At 69.6% G+C, this 20,384-nt stretch carries 21 protein-coding genes and 2 pseudogenes; 11 read left to right on the forward strand and 12 right to left on the reverse strand.

The features are described 5' to 3' along the window. Positions 1 to 19 precede the first annotated feature (19 nt). The 7 genes from OG787_RS13340 to OG787_RS13370 form a co-directional block, all read right to left on the reverse strand. A complete protein-coding gene (locus tag OG787_RS13340; protein ID WP_369032439.1) occupies positions 20 to 217 on the reverse strand; it encodes an acyl-CoA carboxylase epsilon subunit in 198 nt (65 codons plus the stop codon). A gap of 17 nt (positions 218 to 234) precedes the next feature. Continuing rightward, positions 235 to 1,803, reverse strand: a complete 1,569-nt coding sequence (locus tag OG787_RS13345; RefSeq protein ID WP_405535321.1) for an acyl-CoA carboxylase subunit beta — start codon at positions 1,801 to 1,803, stop codon at positions 235 to 237. After that, positions 1,800 to 2,027 carry a DUF6059 family protein gene (locus OG787_RS13350; protein ID WP_369032441.1) on the reverse strand — a complete coding sequence of 76 codons (228 nt, stop codon included), beginning with the start codon at positions 2,025 to 2,027 and terminating at the stop codon, positions 1,800 to 1,802. The genes OG787_RS13345 and OG787_RS13350 overlap by 4 nt, the downstream gene beginning before the upstream one ends. Before the next feature lie 424 nt (positions 2,028 to 2,451). Beyond that, positions 2,452 to 2,715, reverse strand: a complete 264-nt coding sequence (locus OG787_RS13355; protein ID WP_369032442.1) for an acyl carrier protein — start codon at positions 2,713 to 2,715, stop codon at positions 2,452 to 2,454. Positions 2,716 to 2,814: 99 nt separating this feature from the next. Next, complete coding sequence (locus tag OG787_RS13360; protein ID WP_369032443.1) at positions 2,815 to 3,597, reverse strand: thioesterase II family protein; 783 nt, start codon at positions 3,595 to 3,597, stop codon at positions 2,815 to 2,817. Positions 3,598 to 3,689: 92 nt separating this feature from the next. Continuing rightward, positions 3,690 to 4,511, reverse strand: coding sequence for a BTAD domain-containing putative transcriptional regulator (locus OG787_RS13365; RefSeq protein WP_405535322.1), 822 nt, complete (start codon positions 4,509 to 4,511; stop codon positions 3,690 to 3,692). A gap of 227 nt (positions 4,512 to 4,738) precedes the next feature. Next, a complete protein-coding gene (locus tag OG787_RS13370) occupies positions 4,739 to 5,566 on the reverse strand; it encodes a BTAD domain-containing putative transcriptional regulator (RefSeq protein ID WP_369032445.1) in 828 nt (275 codons plus the stop codon). A gap of 733 nt (positions 5,567 to 6,299) precedes the next feature. On the opposite strand from OG787_RS13370, the gene OG787_RS13375 reads away from it, so the two are divergent. The 5 genes and pseudogenes from OG787_RS13375 (at position 6,300) to OG787_RS13395 (ending at position 11,065) form a co-directional block, all read left to right on the forward strand. Next, complete coding sequence (locus OG787_RS13375) at positions 6,300 to 6,449, forward strand: hypothetical protein (RefSeq protein ID WP_405535324.1); 150 nt, start codon at positions 6,300 to 6,302, stop codon at positions 6,447 to 6,449. A gap of 763 nt (positions 6,450 to 7,212) precedes the next feature. Next, positions 7,213 to 7,290 (forward strand): annotated as a pseudogene (locus OG787_RS13380) (IS5/IS1182 family transposase); the annotation flags it as partial. A 777-nt stretch (positions 7,291 to 8,067) separates the two neighbouring features. Further along, complete coding sequence (locus OG787_RS13385) at positions 8,068 to 8,301, forward strand: hypothetical protein (RefSeq protein ID WP_235474690.1); 234 nt, start codon at positions 8,068 to 8,070, stop codon at positions 8,299 to 8,301. Then, positions 8,298 to 9,005: an RNA polymerase sigma factor gene (locus tag OG787_RS13390; RefSeq protein WP_405535326.1), complete on the forward strand. Its 708-nt coding sequence runs from the start codon at positions 8,298 to 8,300 to the stop codon at positions 9,003 to 9,005. Before OG787_RS13385 ends, OG787_RS13390 begins: the two co-directional genes overlap by 4 nt. Continuing rightward, on the forward strand, positions 9,002 to 11,065 hold the full coding sequence (locus tag OG787_RS13395; protein ID WP_405535327.1) for a M48 family metalloprotease: 2,064 nt from the start codon (positions 9,002 to 9,004) through the stop codon (positions 11,063 to 11,065). The genes OG787_RS13390 and OG787_RS13395 overlap by 4 nt, the downstream gene beginning before the upstream one ends. A 10-nt stretch (positions 11,066 to 11,075) precedes the next feature. Here the strand turns inward: OG787_RS13395 and OG787_RS13400 are convergent, their stop codons facing one another. The 3 genes from OG787_RS13400 to OG787_RS13410 all read right to left on the reverse strand — a co-directional run bounded on the left by OG787_RS13400 (position 11,076) and on the right by OG787_RS13410 (position 13,393). Next, complete coding sequence (locus tag OG787_RS13400; RefSeq protein ID WP_405535328.1) at positions 11,076 to 11,531, reverse strand: DnaJ domain-containing protein; 456 nt, start codon at positions 11,529 to 11,531, stop codon at positions 11,076 to 11,078. After that, positions 11,528 to 12,262 carry a hypothetical protein gene (locus tag OG787_RS13405; protein ID WP_405535329.1) on the reverse strand — a complete coding sequence of 245 codons (735 nt, stop codon included), beginning with the start codon at positions 12,260 to 12,262 and terminating at the stop codon, positions 11,528 to 11,530. The genes OG787_RS13400 and OG787_RS13405 overlap by 4 nt, the downstream gene beginning before the upstream one ends. A 102-nt stretch (positions 12,263 to 12,364) precedes the next feature. Then, positions 12,365 to 13,393: a Gfo/Idh/MocA family protein gene (locus OG787_RS13410; RefSeq protein WP_369032451.1), complete on the reverse strand. Its 1,029-nt coding sequence runs from the start codon at positions 13,391 to 13,393 to the stop codon at positions 12,365 to 12,367. 133 nt (positions 13,394 to 13,526) lie between these two features. On the opposite strand from OG787_RS13410, the gene OG787_RS13415 reads away from it, so the two are divergent. Next, positions 13,527 to 14,165, forward strand: coding sequence for an RNA polymerase sigma factor (locus OG787_RS13415; RefSeq protein WP_405535331.1), 639 nt, complete (start codon positions 13,527 to 13,529; stop codon positions 14,163 to 14,165). After that, the gene (locus OG787_RS13420) at positions 14,162 to 14,869 is read left to right on the forward strand and encodes a hypothetical protein (RefSeq protein ID WP_405535332.1); all 708 of its coding nucleotides are present in this window, start codon (positions 14,162 to 14,164) and stop codon (positions 14,867 to 14,869) included. The genes OG787_RS13415 and OG787_RS13420 overlap by 4 nt, the downstream gene beginning before the upstream one ends. On the opposite strand, the gene OG787_RS13425 is transcribed toward OG787_RS13420, so the two are convergent. Further along, the gene (locus OG787_RS13425; RefSeq protein ID WP_405535334.1) at positions 14,847 to 15,725 is read right to left on the reverse strand and encodes an aldehyde dehydrogenase family protein; all 879 of its coding nucleotides are present in this window, start codon (positions 15,723 to 15,725) and stop codon (positions 14,847 to 14,849) included. The genes OG787_RS13420 and OG787_RS13425 overlap by 23 nt on opposite strands. Here OG787_RS13425 and OG787_RS13430 point away from each other — a divergent pair. Together OG787_RS13430 and OG787_RS13435 are read left to right on the forward strand one after the other, a co-directional pair. Next, positions 15,715 to 16,215: pseudogene (locus tag OG787_RS13430) on the forward strand (amino acid ABC transporter permease); the annotation flags it as partial. The gene OG787_RS13425 and the pseudogene OG787_RS13430 sit on opposite strands and share 11 nt — an antisense overlap. A gap of 32 nt (positions 16,216 to 16,247) precedes the next feature. Beyond that, entirely contained in the window at positions 16,248 to 17,054 is an 807-nt protein-coding gene (locus OG787_RS13435; RefSeq protein ID WP_405535335.1) for an amino acid ABC transporter ATP-binding protein, read from the forward strand. Between the two features lie 26 nt (positions 17,055 to 17,080). Here OG787_RS13435 and OG787_RS13440 read toward each other — a convergent pair whose 3' ends face one another. Next, complete coding sequence (locus OG787_RS13440; RefSeq protein WP_369032456.1) at positions 17,081 to 17,746, reverse strand: GntR family transcriptional regulator; 666 nt, start codon at positions 17,744 to 17,746, stop codon at positions 17,081 to 17,083. 96 nt (positions 17,747 to 17,842) lie between these two features. Between OG787_RS13440 and glyA the strand changes: the two genes are divergently transcribed. Further along, on the forward strand, positions 17,843 to 19,162 hold the full coding sequence (gene glyA / locus OG787_RS13445; protein ID WP_405535336.1) for a serine hydroxymethyltransferase: 1,320 nt from the start codon (positions 17,843 to 17,845) through the stop codon (positions 19,160 to 19,162). Further along, positions 19,159 to 20,379, forward strand: coding sequence for a sarcosine oxidase subunit beta family protein (locus tag OG787_RS13450; protein WP_405535337.1), 1,221 nt, complete (start codon positions 19,159 to 19,161; stop codon positions 20,377 to 20,379). Before glyA ends, OG787_RS13450 begins: the two co-directional genes overlap by 4 nt. Positions 20,380 to 20,384 lie beyond the last annotated feature (5 nt).

Here is a 20,384-nt window from a genome sequence, read left to right on the forward strand (position 1 = left end):
CCGAGCGTGGAGCCGGAGGTCATCTGCCGCGCCACATGCCGGCGGACGGGTGCGGGTCGCGGTGCGGTCGGTGCCAGGCGGCCCCGGTCCTCCTCGGCTCCGTGACCTCGGCCGGCCCGGCGGCGGCCACACGGCCAAGGACGGTCGCCAGGACCGCCGCGAGGGCGGCTGTCTCCTCCGCGGTGGGGACACCTTTGGTGATCTGCCAGATCGTCACGGTCTTCGCCCCGCCCGCTACACAGGTGGGTTGCCGTGCTTGCGGGAGGGGATGTCCGCGTACTTGGACCGCAGCATGGCGAGCGCGCCGATGAGCGTGCGACGGGTCACTGCGGGGTCGATGACGTCGTCCACCAGGCCGCGTTCAGCGGCGTAGTAAGGGTGCATCAGCTCGGCCTGGTACTGCTTGATCTTCTGGGCTCGTACGGCGTCCGGATCGTCCGCCGCGGTGATCTCCCGTCGGAAGATCACGTTGGCGGCACCCTCGGCGCCCATGACCGCGATCTCGTTCGTCGGCCACGCCAGCGAGATGTCGGCGCCGATGGAGCGCGAGTCCATGACGATGTACGCGCCGCCGTATGCCTTGCGCATGATCAGCTGCACCCGTGGGACGGTGGCGTTGCAGTACGCGTAGAGCAGCTTCGCGCCGTGGCGGATGACGCCGCCGTGTTCCTGGTCCACACCCGGCAGGAAGCCTGGGACGTCGACGAGGGTCACCAGGGGGATGGAGAAGGCATCGCAGAATTGCACAAACCGGGCAGCCTTTTCGCTGGCGTGGATATCGAGCACACCGGCGAAGGCGGCCGGCTGGTTGGCGACGACGCCTGTCACATGACCGTCGAGGCGGGTCAGTGCGCACACGACGTTGGTCGCCCAGTCCGTTTGGATCTCGAAGTACTCACCGTCGTCGACGATCTCCTCGATGACCGCCCGTACGTCGTACGCCTGGTTGGGGTTGGCGGGGACGATCTCCCGAAGGGCCTCGGTCAGCCGGTCGGCCGGGTCGTCCGAGGGCTGGTGGGGCGCCGTCTCACGGTTGTTGGACGGCAGCAGGGAGAGCAGGAACCGTACGTCTTCCAGGCAGGCGGCCTCGTCGTCGTGGGCAAAGGCCGCGACGCCGGACACGGCCGCGTGGACATCGGCTCCGCCCAGCCCGTTCTGGGTGATCTCTTCGCCGGTGACTGCCTTGACGACGTCCGGTCCGGTGATGAACATCTGCGAGGTCTCGCGCACCATGAATATGAAATCGGTGAGCGCGGGCGAGTAGGCGGCGCCACCGGCGCACGGGCCGAGCATCACGGAGATCTGCGGAATCACGCCAGAGGCGAGGGTGTTGCGCCGGAAGATGCCGCCGTAGCCGGCGAGTGCGGTGACACCCTCCTGGATGCGGGCGCCGGCGCCGTCGTTCAGCGACACCAGAGGCGCTCCCGCCGCGAGCGCCATGTCCATGAGCTTGTGGATCTTGGTGGCGTGCGCTTCGCCGAGGGCACCGCCGAAGATCCGGAAGTCATGGGCGTAGACGAAGACGGTCCTCCCGTGGACGGTTCCCCAGCCGGTCACGACGCCGTCGGTGTACGGGCGCTTGTTCTCCAGGCCGAAGCCGCTCGCGCGATGCCTGCGCAGGGCCTCGATCTCGTGGAACGAACTCTCGTCGAGGAGCAGGTCGATCCGTTCTCGGGCAGTCAGTTTCCCTTTCGCGTGCTGCCGGGCCGTGGCCTGCTCGTCGGGGCCGGCGACGGCCTTCTCCTTGAGCTGGGCGAGTTCGGCGGACCGGTCGGATGCGGCGGCAGCGGTGTCGGTGATCACGCGATCTCCTTCGGGTTCAGCAGCCGGCGTGCCAGATCCCGTTCTTCCACGCTGAGCGGGATGTCGGGGCGTAGCTGTTCGGGATGGCCGGGCGGGGGCTGGGGCAGTACCCATTGCCCGGCCGGATCACCGGGCGGGGGAACGTAGACCCATATGGCGCCGGCAGCGACCAGCGCCCGGCCGACCCACCGCAGGAACGCGGCGGCCTTGGACCGAAAACCCACATGCCCCTCCCTAACCGAGGACCTGGTCGTCTGTACGGGCACGAGCGGTCCTCCTCGACGTGATGTCGGACGGTTCACGGTCACACGGTGGGCTCGAGACCCCTTGGAGGTGGGCTCAAGAACGGTCCGAAGACCGCTCGGGACCGCTGATTCGTGGCGGGGGCAACGCTGGGGGCCAAAAACCCGGTGTCAGGCGACCGGGACGTGCCGTAGCCTGCTCAGCGTTCCCCTCGGGCACCGCTCGTGCGGTGCGTCGCGTAACGATGCCTGCCGTTGCCTCGGAGGGGGCCGGGGGCTCAAGACGTCTTGAAGCGATTTCGGCACAGCGGCACGCAGCGTGTGACGTGGCCTGGCCTCGTCGCGCCGGGGGCGGGCCCGCAGGGCCCGCCCCCACGATGCGGAACTCCTCTGCCGATCGCGTGGATCAGGCCGCGGTTTGCGAGGACAGGGCCCGGTTGACGGCCTCGATGTACTGCCGCGGGGTCTCGGCCTCGTCCAGTGACTCCCCGTCGAGCGCGACACCGGAATCACGCTCGACGATGCCGGTGACCTGGAGAAGCGCCAGGGAATCGTAGCCGAGCTCGGCGAACCCGATGTCCAGTACGTCACCGTTCAGGTCATGGGTCTCGCTGTCGCCTCCGCTGCTGCGCAGGAGGCCGATCAGGGTGATGATGTCGAGCTGCTGCATGATGGTGCCTCTCTTTTCTCGTGCTGAGCACGGTCTGGGGAATCGGTCGGCCTACGGATCGGCGGCCCGGATCGGCGGCTCGCCGACGGTCGGCACGTCTCAGGGCTGGGCGACGGGGGCCAGGAATGACGCGCGCCCGGCCACGGCTTCGAGTCGCCTCACGACGCGGCAGGCGCGGCCCGTCAGACGAGGCAGCGCGTCGCCGCGTACGAAGAAGTGGTCGCCATTCACGGTGCGGGTAACCACCGGCCCGGCACTCCAGCGGCGCCAGCCGCCGGCTGTCCTGGGTGACACCAGCGGGTCGCGGTTCCCGGACACCGCGAGCAGCGGTACCAGCAATGGACCGTGCGAGGCTGCCGCTGTACGGGCGGCGACGCGTAGTGCACCGGCCAGGCGTAGGTCGTCGCGGAGTATGGGGAGCGAGACGCGGCGCCAGTACCGCCGTGCTTCGGCCCCGTCGGGCAGTGCTCCCAGGGTGCGGAGCATCTCCATCAGATCCTCGTCCGACTTGTCGCAGGCGTCGGAGAGCTCGCTGGTCTCGTCAGGGGGCGGGCATGCGCCCACGGCAAGAAGCGCGGGCAGCGGCAGTCCTTCTTCGTGAAGAGCCTGAACGAGGGTGTGGGCCACCATCGCACCGAGGCTGTGTCCGTACATCGCGTAGGGCTGTCCGGACGTGACGTGGATGCGGTCCATCAGGTCGGCGACCAGTGAGTCGCGGTCGGTCAGGCGTGGTTCCCGGCGCCGGCCCTCACGGCCCGGCAGCAGCACGGGTACGGGTTCGACTCCCGGACCGGTGCTGCGTGCCCAACTGTGGAAGGCCGAAACTCCCGCCCCTGCGTGCGCGAAGCAGTACAGCCGCACGGGCAATTCCGTGTCCGACATCTCCGCCCTCCTTGGCCTGTGGGTGTCGCGCGGGCCTGTTCAGGCTCGCGGACAGCCCTAGAGGCGGGCTCGAAGCACAGCGGGCCGGCGCGTCAGGCGGCGTAGAGATCGAAGGTCGAGCCACGCCTGGGCGCGGTGGCCAGGTCGAGGGCGGGGTCCACGGCCAGCATCGCCTGGTGCAGACGCCGTAGCTGCGGCGACGGTTCGACGCCCAGCTCTTCGATGAGTCTCGTGCGCAGCCTTCGGTAGAGGTCGAGAGCCGCGGCCTGCCGACCCGATCGGTACAGAGCCACCATGGCCTGCGAGTGCAGTCCTTCGTGCTGTGGGTGGCGTGCCGTCAGGTCCCGGAGCTCGGCAATGATCTCGCAGTGCCGTCCCAACCGGAGATCGGCGTCTATCCGGCGCTCCACGGTGACCAGCTTGCTCTCCTCCAGCCGGAGCACCTCTATGGCCAGTACGGGACCGACGCGCACGTCGACCAGGGCGGGGCCCTGCCACAGGGTCAGGGCATGACGCAGGGTCTGCGCGGCACGTTCGTCATCACCGGCTTCGAAGGCCGCCTGCCCTGTCGACACCCGTCGCTCGTATTCGTGTACGTCCGCGCTGTCCGACGGGATCTGTAGCACATATCCGCCGTGCCGGGTGGCGAGTACGTCCTTGGCGGTCTGCGGCGCGTTGGGTCCCATGGCGGTACCGAGCCGGCGCCGCAGCTGAAGTATGTAGGTCTGAAGCGTGGTCAGCGCACTGACCGGCGGGTTGGAGCCCCAGATCTCCTCCATCAGCGTCGGCACGGGCATGATCCGCCCCGGGTACAACGCGAGAAGTGACAGAATCTGACGTGGTTTTCCCGCCGTGGGAACAATAGAGACACCATTGACCTCAGCTTTCAACGGCCCCAGAACCTGGATCCTCATAACTGTTCCCCCATCACTCGTCGCGAGCTTCTCGATCCGTTCCCCAATGCGGTGCATACGGACCCCTTTGTCCGCATCCGCGTGTCCGACTTCAAGCACCGTACTGGCTAAAGCAGGGCGCTCCGGATTTCTTGAGTCTTCGTCAAGCGGATCTCTGCTCTGCCGCGTGCTGCTGTCGCGCACTCCCCCTCCGCCTGCGCGCACCGCTCGAGCGCACCTGTGAAGAACTAGACGACGCGGGTCACGCGGGGGGCGGGCTCAACGGCTGTTGCCGCCGTGTCGCTGTGGGCCAGCAGGATCGAGCGCTGAAGTTGGCGCAGCGCGACCGAGGGTTCCAGACTCAGCTCGCGTATGAGGGTCCCGCGCAGCTTCCGGTAGGCGTCCAGCGCTTCGCTCCTACGACCCGAGCGCTGTAGGGCGATCATGAACTGTCGGCACAGATTCTCATGGGTGCGGTACCGACTGACCAGAACCGTCAGCTCGGCGAGCATTTCCCGGTGCCGTCCCAGTTTCAGGTCCGCCTCGATGCGCCGGTCGAGCGCACACAGCCGACCCTCCTCCAGGCGCGCGGCCTCCATCTCCAACTGCTTGCCCAGCCGGACGTCGGCGAAGGGCGCCCCACGCCACAACGCGAGGGACTCGCGCAGCAGCCGCGCACCGCCCTCGTGGTCGCCGTCGCCGATGGCACGGTAGCCGAGTCCTGCGAGCCGCTCGAACTCCCGCACATCGCTGGCTCCGCCTCTGGTCTTGAGGAGGTAGCCGCCCGGGCACGTCACGAGGACGTCCTTGGCAGACACGGTTTCCCTGTCGGGGCCTTGCGCCGACAGCGCGGCAGTGATGAGCTCGCGCAGTTGGAGCACGTACGTCTGGAGGATGGTACGGGCGCTGCGCGGCGGCCGGCCGGGCCACAGTTCCTCGATCAATGCGGACACGGGCACGACCCGGTCGGCGAAAAATACCAGGAGAGCGAGCACCTGTCGCACTTTAGGCGCGGTGGGCGTGACGGAGATCCCACCCTCCGTCACGACCAGAGCTCCCAGAATTTCGATATCCACGCTACTTCCCCCCTGCAGTTCATCAGATCCCCCGCTCCCGCGGCCGAAACGGGTTGGTCGGTCTGAGCCATGAAAAGTCCCACTAGAGAATTCCGGACTTTTCGCGGACGCGCACCCACGACCATGCCAGGAAGGTGCCTACCAAGCCAAGAGCACCACAAAACCTTGCCTCCCCGCCGGCACCGAGGAGAGTTCCGTCCTGTAGCCACCAAAGCCTTTGGATCATGACTGAAAAAGATCCTCACTCTGGCCATATTTTTACCGCACGCGGCGCACCAGTTCGCCTGAAAACATTATCTCAAACCCCGATTGCGCACTTTACGATCAATTTATCCCCATCTCCCCGCAGCGCCGCCTGCACGCGAAGGCGCCCTCATTACGGCGGCTCACGGGCCCATCCGAGGAAGATATGACGATGCATCAGCTCTCCTTGCCGAGACCGTCTCGCCGACCAGGACCGCCTCTTGCGTCCCGACGCAGAGTCAGCCAAATTTGCTCCGGCGAAACCTGTTGAAACCGAGGGGGAGTCAAGTGATCGCTCCGGATATTGAATACGACGTCGTAGCAATCGGAGACGGGCCGGGGGATCGGCAAACGCCACGTAACGCAAGTTGATCATGTTGTCCGGACGACCTGCTCCGGCAGGTCGTCCAGGCATGCGGCGGGCGGCCCGTCGTGGCGGACACCGCGTTCGCCGGGCTGTTTGGCCAGGTGGCGGCTGCACCGTACCCGTTTGACCTTGCGGGGGGTAACTGCGGCGGCGCGGGGGTTGGAGACCAGCCACAGGCTCGCCCAGACGGGCGCCGACGGCCAGCAGGCCGGCGACCGGCACCACGATGCGCCGGAAGACCTCGCACACCACCTGCGGGCCTGGCTGCCGTGATAGCCACCACCCCGTCGATCACATCACGTGGGACATCGGCGGCCAGGCCCCCGACGGAGGCCAGGTCCTGCAACTTCCGTTCCCGCAATGCATCCCGATCCATGCCCGGCGCGGCAGCCAACCCAACGGCCGGGCGACATGGACCCACCCCAACAACAAGATCAAATTACGTTACGTGACATAGAGGAATCGGCCACGGCGGGGTTACCGGCACAGCACAGTCACAGGATTCTCCTGTTGGAACGCGAAAGGTTTCCGCGGTACCAAATTCGTTGAATCCTTGATAACCGGAGCGCTTCCCACTGTTGGCGCTCTGGGTCTTCGCGAACGCCTGGACCGGTTCGGATTCACCAGGAAGAGCGGCGGGACCCTCCTCTGAGGCAAGAACACCCGGTCATCGGCCGACGACCGGGCCGCCGACCCGAAGAGTGCGCTCCCCGGAAGGGCACCTCTGGCTTTCGTTTCCGTGAGTCTTCGAAGTGCAAGCACTCATATCAGGTACGACGCGCCGACTTCGGTGCCCTCCTGCTCGGGCGTGTGAGAAAATCGGCGTCCACGTGCTTGAGGAAGCCACCGTCCAAGAGCCCGTGTTCAACGGAGATTGGGGCGTCGACCTCACCTACAGCCTCAGGGAGCTGTCGATCAGTGAGCTGTTTCAGAGTGGCCACTGATCGGGTGACGTTGGTGGTGTGCGCAACGGACGAGGCTCCCGTGCCGTCGGGGGAGGTGTTCGAAGTCTCAACCCACAGGCACAGGAGCCGCGTTGGTTCCGTATTCTGCCGCGCTCGACCTGCCGCACGCCCTGGTCGAGTGGGTCACCATGCTCATCGTCACCCGGGAGCCGATGATGTGGCTTCCGCTGATCGGCCGCCCGGCGCTCCGCGACGACTCGGCCGCAACGGCGCGGGCGTCCGGCGGGGACCCGGCTTGGTCGGCGGCTCTGGGGACCTTGCCGCAGACATCCTCGGTCACATGTCCGACGGACGACGCTTGGTCGGCAAAGCTGCACGGGACCTCGCGGTGAAGCATCAAATCGTAGCTCTGAACCGCAACTTGTTCGGCTCCTGGAACAGCGGAGCGCCATTGGAATCGCTCCTGTCCTTGAGTAGGACCCGCGGATTACCCCACCGACGCTCGGCGAGAAGGCGCCCGGAAGAGGCCTCCTGATCTCTCCACAGGTCTGTCTGTAGCCTCCGCTGTCTGCCGTGGAGATCGTCCACCTGGTGGTGGCCCCCACCGGGGGGAGGCTGGCCGACCGTCGCGGCTGGACGTTCTGACCGTCGAAGTCGTCCAGGGCCAGGATCAGTCACGCCGTTCCGCTGCGCCGAAACCCGGCCCACAAGCGCCCGCCTATCTGAACCAGGACCTCGTCCACCACATCGACAAGGGCCTCAGACCCTCCGTCCAATGCCTCACGGGCTGCGTCATGCATGCGCCACCTCAAGGGACTTCAGCCGCCGGACGGGAACGGCTCCGCCATTCCGTTGCCGCGTCCGTCCGGTACCGATCGTCCTTCGGCACGAGGCGGCGGCAGGGAATTCCGGTCCCGGGTAAACCGGTTGGGCGCTGACGGCTGTATCAGGGTGTCACTGCTGTGATCCTGTGGAGGGACCCTGAAATGGTTGTCGAACCTGTGGTGGTGGTCGTCGTGTTGACCTGTGCGCGGCTGGTGTATGGGCTTGCGGTGCTGTGGACGCGGCCGGCGCGGGAGCGTGCGTGGGCGCATGCGCTGGCCACGGTGGTGCGGGCGGCGGGGCCCGGTGGCACGGTCGAGGTGACGCGTGCCGACGGCGACATGCTGACCGCGCGTTCGGCGACGGCCGTCGAGGCGGCCGGGGCGGACCGTCGGTGAGCGCGGAACAGGCCGTGCGGCCGAGGGACTTCGAGACGTTCTTCTCGGGCGCGTACGGACGTGTCCTGGCGCAGGTGATCATGCTCTGCGGCAGCCGTGAGGACGCCGAGGACGTCGTTCAGGAGGCGTTCCTGGAGGCCTACCGGGCCTGGGACCGCATCGCCGCGTACGAGCTGCCCGAGGCGTGGGTGTACCGCGTATCGGTCCAGCGGCTGTGGAAGACGCGCCGCAGGCGCAGAGCGGGCCAGGACCGGCTGCCTGATGTGCCGGTGCCGGTCCGGGCGAGCCCCGAGGAGAGTGCGGAGGCCCGCGAGGTGCTGCGGCTGCTGGCCGCCCTGCCGCCGCGGCAGCGGGTCACGATGGTGTTGTTCTGTCTGCACGGCTGGTCCCAGAGCGAGATCGCCAAGACGCTGCGGATGACACGCGGCGGTGTCGCCGCGAACGTGTCCAAGGCGCGCCGGACGCTGAAGGAGGCGCTGGACATGGCCGAGGACGACACGAACCGGCGCGACCCGTTCATGTCCGGTCCGCAGCCGGTCGGCTCCGGACGGCTGGACGCGAGCCGGGTCGGACTCGGCCGCGATCCCGTCGTCATCGCCCTGCGCGGCGCGGAGGCCTGGCTGCGGGCGGCCGTCGAAGCGGATCCGGAGGGGCTCGACCGGGCGCGGGCGGCGGTGGCCCGCAGGCTGGAGGAGAGACGGTGACCGCTGTCCTGGGGTGGTTACGCGGGCTGTTCGCGGTGGGGCTGCTCGCCGGGTTCTACGTCGTGGCGTTCACTCTCCTCGCGGCCGACGCGGTACTCGTCGGCCTCATGCTGTGGGCGATGGTCGAGGTCCCTTCACAGGCCGGCAACTGGTCGATCGCCGTGGCCGGCAGCATCACGGCGGCCTCCGCCCTGCTGTACGGGATAGCCACGGTGAGCCGCACGGAGGGGCCCCCGCCCGACGCGGTCCTCCTGCACCGCGCCGACGCGCCCGGCCTGTGGCGGCTCGTCGAGGATCTGGCCGGGCAGTTGCGCACCCGGCCACCCAGCCGGATCTACCTGACGTCGGAGGCCAACGCGTCGGTGTCGGAGGACGCCCGCATGCTCGGCTTCGCGGTCGGGGAACGGACCATGCACCTGGGCGTACCGCTGCTCCTCTGGCTGAAGCCCATGGAGCTGCGGGCCGTGCTCTGCCATGAACTCGGCCACTACGCGGGCCTGCACACCCGGTTCGGCGCGATCGCCTACCGGGGGGCCGCGTCGCTGCGCTCCACTCTGTTCCGGCTGCGGATGACCGCGCGGTCGGACCAGGGCCGGATCGGGTACGCCTGGCTGTTCCAGGCGGCGATCGGCGCCTATGCCTGGGTGTATCTGCGCCTGTCGCTGGCGGTGCGCCGGCGCCAGGAGCTGGAGGCGGACGCGGAGGCCGCCGCCGCGGTCGGACCGGAGGTGACCGCCCAGGCGCTGCGCGCCGTCCACGCGCTCGGCATCACCTGGGCCGGGTTCGAGAGCCGGTTCCTGCGGCCCGTACAACGGATCGGGTTCGTGCCCGAGGACGTGTTCGAGGCGTTCGCCGCCATGGTGGGCGACCCGCTGGTCCGGAAGCGGATGGCCGACCTGCGCGCGCACCCCGTCGAGGCGGGCCGTTCCCCGCTGGACTCCCATCCTCCGCTGGCCCGACGGCTGGCCCTGATCGAGGCGCGGCCCGCCACGGGCCCCAGGACCGTCGTCGACGACGAGGAGCCGCTGGTCGCCGACCCGTCACCGGTGCCCCGGGTGCAGCGCAAGATGCTCGGCGAGCCCTGGCAGACGGCGACGGCGCTGCCCTGGACGGAGTGGGCCGACCTGGCCGCCGAGGCGTTCGCCATCGAACTCGCGAGCCTCCTGCTCGACGCGGCCCGCGACCCCGACCTGTCCGCGCGCCCCACTCTCGCCGCCGTTCTCGGCCTGCTGGAACGCGGCGAGCAGACAGAGCTGGTACGCCGTCTCACCGACGCGCCCCGTCCCGAGGAGCAGCTCACCGAGGCCCTGTACGCGCTGACCGGGCAGGCGCTCGCAGGCGCGGGCCGGGCGCGCTGGGTGCTCAGCTGGACCCAGGGCTACCTCCTGGACTGTCCCCGGGACCCGCGCGGACGCCTGGACGATCTCGTCGCGGCCGCCGCACGCGACCGTACGGCGGTGTCGGCCCTGCGCGGTGAACTCGTGCGCCTCGGACTGGACATCGAGGCGCCGGTCGTCCTGGCCCTGCGTACCGTGGCCGCGCCGGCCGGACCGACGACGGCCCGGCGGAGTACCAGGAGCGCGTCGAACCTGGTCGTCGAGGAACTCGCGCGGCAGCGCAAGGTCGCCAAGGTGACCATGGGTGCGCTGATCGTCGCGGGGGTGGTGTGGGGGATCGCCCTGATCGGCTCCGACTCCTCCCAGCCCTACCAGACCTTCCCGCAGACCAACCGGACCGGGCAGCCGGCGGATATATACCCGCAGGTCACACCCTTGCCCAGCGACCCCGATCCCCTGCCGTGGCCGAGCTTCACCGCGCGGCTGCCCACGCCGGTCTTCACCGACCTGTTCTCGCCCCCGCCGCTCAAGCTCAACTTCGGCTTCCATGACGTCGTACCCGGTGACACGCTGTCCGGCCTCGCCTGCGAGTACGGCACCACTGTCGAAGACCTTCAGGAACTCAACGACATGGGGAAGAGGACCGACCTCTCGGCGGGCCAGAGGCTGCTGGTGCCGACACGAGAGCAGGGCTCCGGGAGCGGGGCGGCGGACTGCCGGTGAGCGGAGCGGGTCAGCGGCGGTCTCGCTTCGGCGGCGGTTCCTCGACGGGCGCCCACCAGGCGAAACGGTCGGCCCGCCGCCACGAGCGGCCCGGGTCGGGCGCCGGGAAGGAACCGGCGTACGCCTCTTGGTCACCGAAGTGGCCCGAGCCCGCACCCGCACCCGTGCGCGGGCCTGCGCCGGAGGCCCAGGTGAAGGTGTCGGCCGCTGTCGGAGGCGGCTCGGCGGAGGTCCTGGGCGCAGCGCGCGGCGGCGCCTTGCGGCGGCGGTCGTACGCCCTGCGACGCACCGGGTCGGACAGTGTCTCGTAGGCCCGGTGCAGGTCCTTGAAGGCCTCCGCGTCGCCGCCGCGGTCGGGGTGGTGGGTCAGGGCGCTGCGGCGGAACGCGCGCACGATCTCGGCCCTGGTGGCATCGGCCGGGACGCCGAGCAGGGCGTAGAGGTCCGGTCCGTCCGTCGAGGTCATCGCACCGCTACCTCGGCCTGGCGGCAGATCAGCCGCCACGAGGCGCGGTGCGCGGGACCGGACAGGGCCGAGCCGTGTCCGGACACGAACGTCACCCACCGGCGTCCGGCCAGGTAGCACCAGACGTCCATCTCGTTGTCGGACCCGAAGTAGAAGAAGTCTCCCCGGTCGAACTCGTCGCCGTTGACGAACGGCGACTGCAACCGTGCCTGTGCCTCCGCGGGCAGATTGCCGAGAAATCCGCGCAGGGGCGCCGACAGCGGCAGTTCCTCGCCGTACTCCGGCGGCGCGGCGCCGCCCGACAGGGCGAGACGGGCGGAGCGCCCCCGCGCCGGCTTCTGCACGACCGTCGCGTGCCGCAGCGACGACGGCACGAACGGCACGACCTTGAGCAACTGCGCGGGCCCGCCCCGGTCGTTGACGGTCGGCGTGGCCACGGCGAGACCCCGCTCGCCGAACACCACCGCGTACGGACGCTCGTGGTCCGTACGGTGGCAGTACGCCCACCACTCGACGATCGGACCGACCCTGGCGACCATCCGGTCCCGGGCCGCCGCGCTCAGCTGACGCCACCAGTACTCGCGGCCGGGCCGGTCGACGAACCCGAGCGTCCCGGCGTCGTGCACGGGAGCGTCCACCCTCGCGGCACGTCCCGGAACGGGAAGCGACCCGGCCCGATCCACCGGGCCGACCTCACCCGCCTTGCGCCGGGGCACGGGTTGCGACGCCATACGGGACCCCCCAGGTCTCGGTTCCGCCGACAACGGCCGGTCCATTGTGGCCGCGCCGCTTTCGCCGAGGGAAGAGTGCCGCCCCCAACTGCCGTGCGCCGCCTACCGGTAGAGGGCCGGCCGCTCGATCAGCTCGACCTCGACGCGGTGCCCCTTCCGCTCGTCCCGCTGGGAGCGGACGCCCGCCTCGCAGACGGCCGCGGCGGCGTAACCGTCCCAGACGCCGGGGCCGGTGATCCCGCCGCGCCGGGTGGCGTCCACCCAGGCCTGGACCTCACGGTCGTAGGCGTCCTCGAAGCGCTCGACGTAGTCAGGCGTGATACGTCCGCCCCAGCGGCCGTCGGCGCTCACCCGCGGCCCGGGCTCGTCACCGATGCGTACGGTGCCCCGCTCGCAGACCGCTTCGGCGTGCACCTGGTAGCCGTAACCGCAGTGGCCGAAGATCTCGACGTCGACCAGGGCGCCCGACTCGGTCTCGAAGAGGACGAATTGGGGGTCGTTCATCCCGGCCGGAGCATGTGATGTCGGGGCCGGCTTGTGCACGGTGACCGCGGTGATCTCCTGGTCGAGGAGCCAGCGCGTCACGTCCATCTCGTGCACCACCGAGTCGTTGATGAGCATCTCGTTGGTGAACCAGGGCGGCATGGACAGGTTCCGGTGCCGGTGGTGCAGCATCAGGGTCCTGCCCAGCTCCCCGCTGTCGAGGAGCCGCTTCAGCCTCAGGTACTCGGCGTCGTACCGCCGCATGAAGCCCACCTGGACGCGCCGGTGCCCGAGCCGCTGCTCCGCCTCCAGGACGCGCAGGGCGGAGGCAGCGTCGGGGGTGAGCGGCTTCTCGCAGAGAACCGGCAGGTCACGGCCGAGGGCTTCGAGCAGGGCCGCCTCGTGGGCGGGTCCCGGGGAGGCGATGAGTACGGCGTCCACGTCCCGCGCCGCCATGGCAGCCGCGGGTTCGGTGTACGCCGTACAGCCCTCGATGGCGTCCGCGAGCGACTTGGCGCGCTCCGCCTCGATGTCGACGACGGCTGTCACGCGTGCGCCGCTGATGACGTCGTGGAGTCTGCGTACGTGGTCCGCGCCCATCTTGCCGGTGCCGACGACGGCAACACCCAGTTCTCGCTGAGGTGGCATGTTCGTGAGGCCTCCCGTGCTGGTGGGGTCGGTCGGCCCGGTGGAGCCGATCTGATGACATCCTTTCCCCTCGGATACCTTGGGTGACGCACTTCACAGGGAACCCGTCGGTCACCGGACGGCAGAGCCAGGCATGGAACCACCCTTCCGGGCCCGCATACGCGCGGGCGACGAGAACTCCTTCCGCGTGCTCTTCCAGGACCACGGGCGGGCTGTGTACAACCACTGTTTCCGTCTGACCGGGGACTGGTCGGTCGCCGAGGACTGCGTCTCGCTGACGTTCCTCGAGACCTGGCGGATGCGGGAGAGGGTCGAGCCGGACGGCGGCAGTCTGCTGCCGTGGCTGCTGGGGATCGCCACCAACGTGGTGCACCACCGCAGACGTACGGCCCGGCGGCACCGGGCCCTGATGGAACGCATGCCTCCGCCCGGCCTGTTGCCGGACTTCGCCGACGAGGTGGTCGGCCGGCTGGAGGACCAGGAGCGGATAGCCGCGGTGCGCAAGGCACTTGACCAGTTGTCGCGGCCGGACCGCGAGGTGCTGGCGCTGTGCGTGTGGGCCGGCCTCGACTACGCCGCGACCGCCGAGGCGCTGGGGACACCGGTGGGCACCGTCCGTTCCCGGCTGTCCCGGGCGCGCCGCCGGCTGGAGAAGCTGGCGCTGAGAAATCTGGAGCGGAACCTGGAACCCGCGGCTGTGCGGCGGCAGCAGACAGGTGACCGCCATGAGGCGGTCCGGCCGAGCAGTGGGAAGGGAGAGGGACCGTGGTGAGCAGGGACCAGGAGCTGGACGGAGACGTGCGAGAGCTGCGCAGGCTGCTGGCCGTGCCGGCCGAACGGGACTTCCCCGAGGGCCGACGGGTTCAGCGGGAGGAACATCTGATGCGCAGTTTGCGGACGTTGGCGGGACAGCGGACCGACGGGCGCGGGCGCCGGGTGGGGCAGCGGCTGGCGATGGGGCTGGCGGCGGCAGCGGTCGCGGCGGGCGTGACGGTGGCGCTGCCGGGCGGGTCGGACAGCGGGACGGAGAGCGGGAAGAAGACCGAGAAGGGAACCGAGAAGGGCACGGGGACCGGGACCGGGAAGAAGACCGACGTGGTGCCGGCCGGCTACGCGCTGAAGAAGAACGCGAACGGCACGCTGACCATCTACCTCAAGGAGCTCAGCATGTGGAGCAACGGGGACGCGGCGCACTTCAAGGAGATGACGGCCAAGATCCGGGCGGCCGGCTTCACCGCGGTCGTCGAGAACCTCCACCCCGACAAGACCTGCCAGGAGGACCGGGGAGAGGTCATGGAGCCGGAGAAGACCGGTGACGGTGACTGGGACTACAGGTACGTGATGACACATGCGGACACGTATCTCCTCACGGTGAGAGCGCCGGTCGCCGGTCAGAAGAGGTCCGGTACGACGCAGCCCACCTTCTACCAGGACAGGTTCATCAAGGGCCCGGTCAAGCCGTGTGACCCGTCGTGAGGCACCCGTGGTTGTGCATGACGTGCTTGGTGCGCGAGTAGTCGTCCAGCGCGTAGATCGACAGGTCACGGCCGTAGCCGGAGCCCTTGAAGCCGCCCCAGGGGACTTCGCCGGCGAGTACGAGGTGGGAGTTGACCCAGACGGTGCCGAAGTCGAGGCGGGCGGCGATGTCGTGGCTGCGGCGGGCGTTCTCCGTCCACACCGACGCCGAGAGGCCGAGGGGGACGTCGTTGGCCCGTCGTACGGCCTCCTCCTCGTCGGCGAAGGTCTCGACCGTGATCACCGGTCCGAAGATCTCCTCGCGGGCGGCTTCAGCTCCTTCGGGTACGTCGACCAGCACGGTCGGGGCCACGAAGTAGCCGGGTCCGTCGAGGGCGCCGCCGCCCGTCGCCGCGCGGAGGCCTTCGGCCTTCGCTCGCTCCAAGTAGCCGGTGACACGGTCGAAGTGGGCCTTCGAGACCATCGGGCCGACCTCGACGTCCTCGCCGGAGGTCGGCTCACCGACGACCAACGACCGTACCTCGCCGACGAGTTGCTCGACGAAGCGCTCGGCGACCGACTCGTGGACGAGTACGCGGCAGGCGGCCCCGCACTCCTGGCCGGAGTTCCAGAATCCGGCGGTACGCAGTGAGGTCGCGGCGGCCGGGAGGTCGGCGTCCGGGAAGATCACGACCGGGGCCTTGCCGCCGAGTTCGAGGTGGACGCGCTTGAGGGTGTCGGCGGCGGCACGGGCGACGGCACGGCCGCTGGGGACGGAACCCGTCAGGGCGATCATGTCGACGTCCGGGTGCTCGGCGAGGCGGGCGCCGACAGGTGCGCCGTATCCGGTGCTGAACCTGTGGGCCGTGGCCGTCATCGGACTGACCCTGAACGAGTCGGCCTACATGGCCGAGATCGTGCGCGGCGGCCTGCTCTCGGTGCCCCGGCACCAGAGCGAGGCGGCCATCGCGCTCGGGATGAACCGGTGGCTGACCTTCCGCAGGGTCGTCCTGCCCCAGGCCCTGCGGGTGATCGTCCCGCCCACCGGCAACCAGGTCATCGGCATGCTGAAGCACTCCTCGCTGGTGAGCATCATCGCCCTCGCCGACCTGCTGTACTCGGCGCAGCTGATCTACTCGCAGAACTTCCGCACGATCCCGCTGCTCGTCGTGATCTCGCTCTGGTACCTCGTGTGCACCACGGTGCTGTCCTACGCCCAGAGCCACATCGAGCGTCACTACGGGGGCGGGGTCCATGGCGGCGGGCAGCGGCCCGGCGGACTCGCGAAGCTCCGCTCGCTGGGCTCCCGGCTCGCGCAGCGGTCCCGGTCGAGCGACAACCCGACCGACAACCCGGCTGCGGCGTGACGAGGCGCAACGAAAGGACCGGTGAATCTCCGATGAGCGCAACGACATCCGCGCCCGACGCCACTGACACCTCGACGGCCGATCCCATCGTCCGGATCATCGACCTGCACAAGAGCTTCGGCGCGGTCGAGGTCCTCAAGGGCGTCGACCTGGAGGTGCACCGCGGCCAGGTGGTCGTGATCCTCGGGCGCTCCGGCTCGGGCAAGAGCACCATGCTGCGGTGCGTCAACCACCTGGAGCGCCCGTCCCGGGGCACCGTCGTCGTGGACGGCGAGGTGGTCGGCTACCGCGTCAAGGGCGACAAGCTGTACGAGCTTCCTCCCTCGGCCGTCGCCAAGCAGCGCACCAAGACCGGCATGGTCTTCCAGGCGTACAACCTCTTTCCGCACATGACGGTGCTGGAGAACCTCATCGAGGCGCCGCGCCGCGTCAAGGGCGTGAACCGGGCCGAGGCGGTCAGGGACGCGATGCGGGCGCTGGAGGAGGTGGGCATGGACCACAAGGCCGAGGTCTACCCCAGCACCCTGTCCGGCGGTCAGCAGCAGCGGGTGGCGATCGCGCGTGCCCTGGTGATGAAGCCCAGCGTGATGCTCTTCGACGAGCCGACCTCGGCCCTGGACCCCGAGCTGGTCGGTGAGGTGCTGAACGTCATGAAACGGCTGGCGACCAGCGGTATGACGATGATGGTGGTCACCCACGAGATCGGTTTCGCCCGGGGTGTCGCCGACGAGGTGGTCTTCATGTCCGAGGGCCGGCTCGTCGAGAAGGGCCCGCCGTCCCAGGTGATCGACGCGCCGGTCCACGAGTCGACGCGTCTCTTCATCGACAGCATCCTCTGAACCCTCCCCGGCTGAGGCAAGGGGATTCAGATGGCGTCGCGGATGGCCTGCTCGAAGCCGACGACATGGCTGCGGGCGAGCCGCGCCGCCCGGTCGGAGTCCCCGGCGACGATCGCCTCGATCAGCGGTCCGTGCTCCTCGACGTGACCGGCCATGCCGGGCAGCCGGTCGATGAACAGGCACCAGATACGGGTGGCCAGGTTGTCGTGGCGGACGAGGGTGTCCTCCAGGTACGGGTTGTGCGCGGCGGCGTAGATCGCGCGGTGGACCTGGAGGTCCAGGTGCATCAGCTCGGTGGAGTCGCCCCCACGGGAGTCCACGCTCTCCAGCTCCCGCCACAGGGCCGTCAGACTCGCCCGGTCGGCAGCCGTGGCGCGGCGCGCGGCCTGGGCGGCGGCCAGGGGCTCCAGCTCCTGGCGCACCTCGGAGATATGGGCCAGGTCCGTGATGTTCACGTCGGTGGCGAAGGTGCCCCGCCGGGGATAGGTCGCGATCAGGCGCTCGTACTGAAGCCGCTTGAGCGCCTCGCGCACCGGCGTCCGTCCGACGCCGAGGGACAGCCCCAGCTGCTCCTCGTTGATCGGCGCGCCGGGGCGGATCTCCAGCATGACGAGCCGGTCCCGGATGGCGCGATAGGCGCGTTCGGAGAGGGGCATCTCCTCGCCCCTGGGCTCGGTCACCACGTCCTGCACGGGAGGCCCCCTTGACCTGTCTGGCGGGTTCCCATACCTTACCGCCAAGCCTGATATATCAGTTGCTCATCAGTTGACTCTCAGGACGGTGCACAGATGACCACGAACCCGTCGATCACCAGAGCCACCTCCTCCGCCGTCTCCCTCCCGCTCGGCACGCTCGACCCGGAGGTCGCCACCGCCGTGGCCGCGGAGCTGCACCGTCAGCAGTCCACCCTGGAGATGATCGCCTCGGAGAACTTCGCCCCGGCCGCCGTCATGGAGGCCCAGGGCTCGGTCCTCACCAACAAGTACGCCGAGGGCTACCCGGGCCGCCGCTACTACGGCGGCTGCGAGCACGTCGACGTCATCGAGCAGCTGGCCATCGCCCGGGTCAAAGACCTGTTCGGCGCCGAGGCCGCAAACGTCCAGCCGCACTCGGGCGCCCAGGCCAACGCGGCGGCGATGTTCGCGCTGCTCGACCCCGGCGACACGATCCTCGGCCTCGACCTGGCGCACGGCGGCCACCTCACCCACGGCATGCGCCTCAACTACTCCGGCAAGCTGTACAAGGTCTTGCCGTACCACGTACGCGAGTCCGACATGCGCGTCGACATGGACGAGGTCGAGCAGCTCGCCCTCGCGCACCGCCCGAAGATGATCGTCGCCGGCTGGTCGGCGTACCCCCGGCGGCTGGACTTCGCGGAGTTCCGGCGGATCGCCGACGCGGTGGGCGCGTATCTGCTGGTGGACATGGCGCACTTCGCCGGTCTGGTGGCCGCGGGCCTGCACCCGAACCCGGTGCCGTACGCCGATGTCGTCACGACCACCACGCACAAGACCCTGGGCGGCCCGCGCGGCGGGGTGATCCTCAGCCGGGCCGGGCTGGCCAAGAAGATCAACTCGGCGGTCTTCCCCGGTCAGCAGGGCGGCCCGCTGGAGCACGTCATCGCGGCGAAGGCGGTGGCCTTCAAGGTGGCGGCGGGCGAGGAGTTCAAGGACCGGCAGCGGCGCACCCTGGACGGCGCCCGCATCCTCGCCGGGCGGCTGCTGGCCGACGACGTCGCCGAGGCCGGGATCACCGTGCTGACCGGCGGCACCGAGGTCCATCTGGCCCTCGTCGACCTGCGCAACTCCGCCCTCGACGGCAAGCAGGCCGAGGACCGGCTGCACCGCGTCGGCATCACCGTCAACCGCAACGCGGTGCCGTTCGACCCGCGCCCGCCGATGGTGTCGTCGGGCCTGCGGATCGGTACCCCCGCCCTGGCCACCCGGGGCTTCGGCGAGACCGAGTTCCGGGAGGTCGCCGACATCATCGCCCAGGCGCTGAAGGAGGAGCGGCTCGGCGACGAGCACGCGGGCCTCCTGCGCGACCGGGTCGCGAAGCTCGCCGACGCGTTCCCCCTGTACCCCCATCTCGACGGAGCTGTGGCATGACCGCCGACACCCTGCCGGAGCACCCGGACTGGCTCTGGCGCAACCCGGAGCCGCGCTCCTCGTACGACGTCGTCATCGTCGGCGCGGGCGGCCACGGCCTGGCCACCGCCTACTACCTGGCGAAGAACCACGGCATCACGAACGTGGCGGTCCTGGAGAAGGGCTGGCTGGCGGGCGGCAACATGGCCCGCAACACGACGATCATCCGCTCGAACTACCTGTGGGACGAGAGCGCGGCGATCTACGAGTACGCGCTGAAGCTGTGGGAGCGGCTCCCGGAGGAGCTGGACTACGACTTCCTGTTCAGCCAGCGCGGTGTCCTCAACCTCGCGCACACCCTCCAGGACGTCCGCGAGGGCATGCGCCGCGTCAACGCCAACCGTTTCAACGGGGTCGACGCCGAGTGGCTCGAACCGGACGAGATCGCCAAGGTCTGCCCGATCCTCAACGTCTCGTCCCGCACCCGGTATCCGGTGCTCGGCGGCACCTTCCAGCCGCGCGCGGGCATCGCCAAGCACGACCACGTCGCCTGGGCGCTGGCCCGCCGCGCCGACGAGCTGGGCGTGGACCTGATCCAGGGCTGCGAGGTCACCGGCTTCCTCAAGGACGGCGACCGGGTCGTGGGCGTCGAGACCAACCGGGGCCGCATCCACGCGGGCCGGGTCGGCCTCGCGGCCGCCGGGCACAGCGGTGTGCTGGCCCAGCGGGCGGGCGTACGGCTGCCGGTGCAGTCGCATCCGCTCCAGGCCCTGGTCTCCGAGCTGCACGAGCCGGTGCATCCGACGGTCGTCATGTCGAACCACGTGCACGTGTACGTGTCGCAGGCGCACAAGGGCGAGTTGGTGATGGGCGCGGGCGTGGACTCGTACACCGGCTACGGCCAGCGCGGCTCGTTCCACGTCATCGAGCAGCAGATGGCCGCCGCCGTCGAGCTGTTCCCGGTCTTCGCCCGCGCACACGTCCTGCGGACCTGGGGCGGCATCGTCGACGTCACGCCGGACGCCTCGCCGATCATCGGCACCACTCCGGTCGAGAACCTGTACGTCAACTGCGGCTGGGGAACGGGCGGTTTCAAGGCGACCCCGGCCGCCGGCTGGACGTTCGCGCACACCATCGCCACCGGCGAACCGCATCCGCTGAACGCCCCCTTCGCCCTCGAACGCTTCACGACGGGCGCGTTGATCGACGAGCACGGCGCCGCGGCCGTGGCCCACTGAGAGAA

The organism is Streptomyces sp. NBC_00075, assembly GCF_045041225.1.
GTDB lineage: Bacteria > Actinomycetota > Actinomycetes > Streptomycetales > Streptomycetaceae > Streptomyces > Streptomyces adonidis.

Excerpts from the sequence above, each read along its gene's own strand:
- glyA (WP_405535336.1), top strand. The coding sequence starts at position 17,843 with ATGACCACGAACCCGTCGATCACCAGAGCCACCTCCTCCGCCGTCTCC.
- OG787_RS13365 (WP_405535322.1), bottom strand. The coding sequence starts at position 4,511 with ATGAGGATCCAGGTTCTGGGGCCGTTGAAAGCTGAGGTCAATGGTGTC.
- OG787_RS13360 (WP_369032443.1), bottom strand. The coding sequence starts at position 3,597 with ATGTCGGACACGGAATTGCCCGTGCGGCTGTACTGCTTCGCGCACGCA.
- OG787_RS13405 (WP_405535329.1), bottom strand. The coding sequence starts at position 12,262 with ATGGCGTCGCAACCCGTGCCCCGGCGCAAGGCGGGTGAGGTCGGCCCG.
- OG787_RS13450 (WP_405535337.1), top strand. The coding sequence starts at position 19,159 with ATGACCGCCGACACCCTGCCGGAGCACCCGGACTGGCTCTGGCGCAAC.
- OG787_RS13415 (WP_405535331.1), top strand. The coding sequence starts at position 13,527 with ATGGAACCACCCTTCCGGGCCCGCATACGCGCGGGCGACGAGAACTCC.
- OG787_RS13385 (WP_235474690.1), top strand. The coding sequence starts at position 8,068 with ATGGTTGTCGAACCTGTGGTGGTGGTCGTCGTGTTGACCTGTGCGCGG.
- OG787_RS13410 (WP_369032451.1), bottom strand. The coding sequence starts at position 13,393 with ATGCCACCTCAGCGAGAACTGGGTGTTGCCGTCGTCGGCACCGGCAAG.
- OG787_RS13400 (WP_405535328.1), bottom strand. The coding sequence starts at position 11,531 with ATGACCTCGACGGACGGACCGGACCTCTACGCCCTGCTCGGCGTCCCG.
- OG787_RS13425 (WP_405535334.1), bottom strand. The coding sequence starts at position 15,725 with ATGACGGCCACGGCCCACAGGTTCAGCACCGGATACGGCGCACCTGTC.
- OG787_RS13355 (WP_369032442.1), bottom strand. The coding sequence starts at position 2,715 with ATGCAGCAGCTCGACATCATCACCCTGATCGGCCTCCTGCGCAGCAGC.
- OG787_RS13435 (WP_405535335.1), top strand. The coding sequence starts at position 16,248 with ATGAGCGCAACGACATCCGCGCCCGACGCCACTGACACCTCGACGGCC.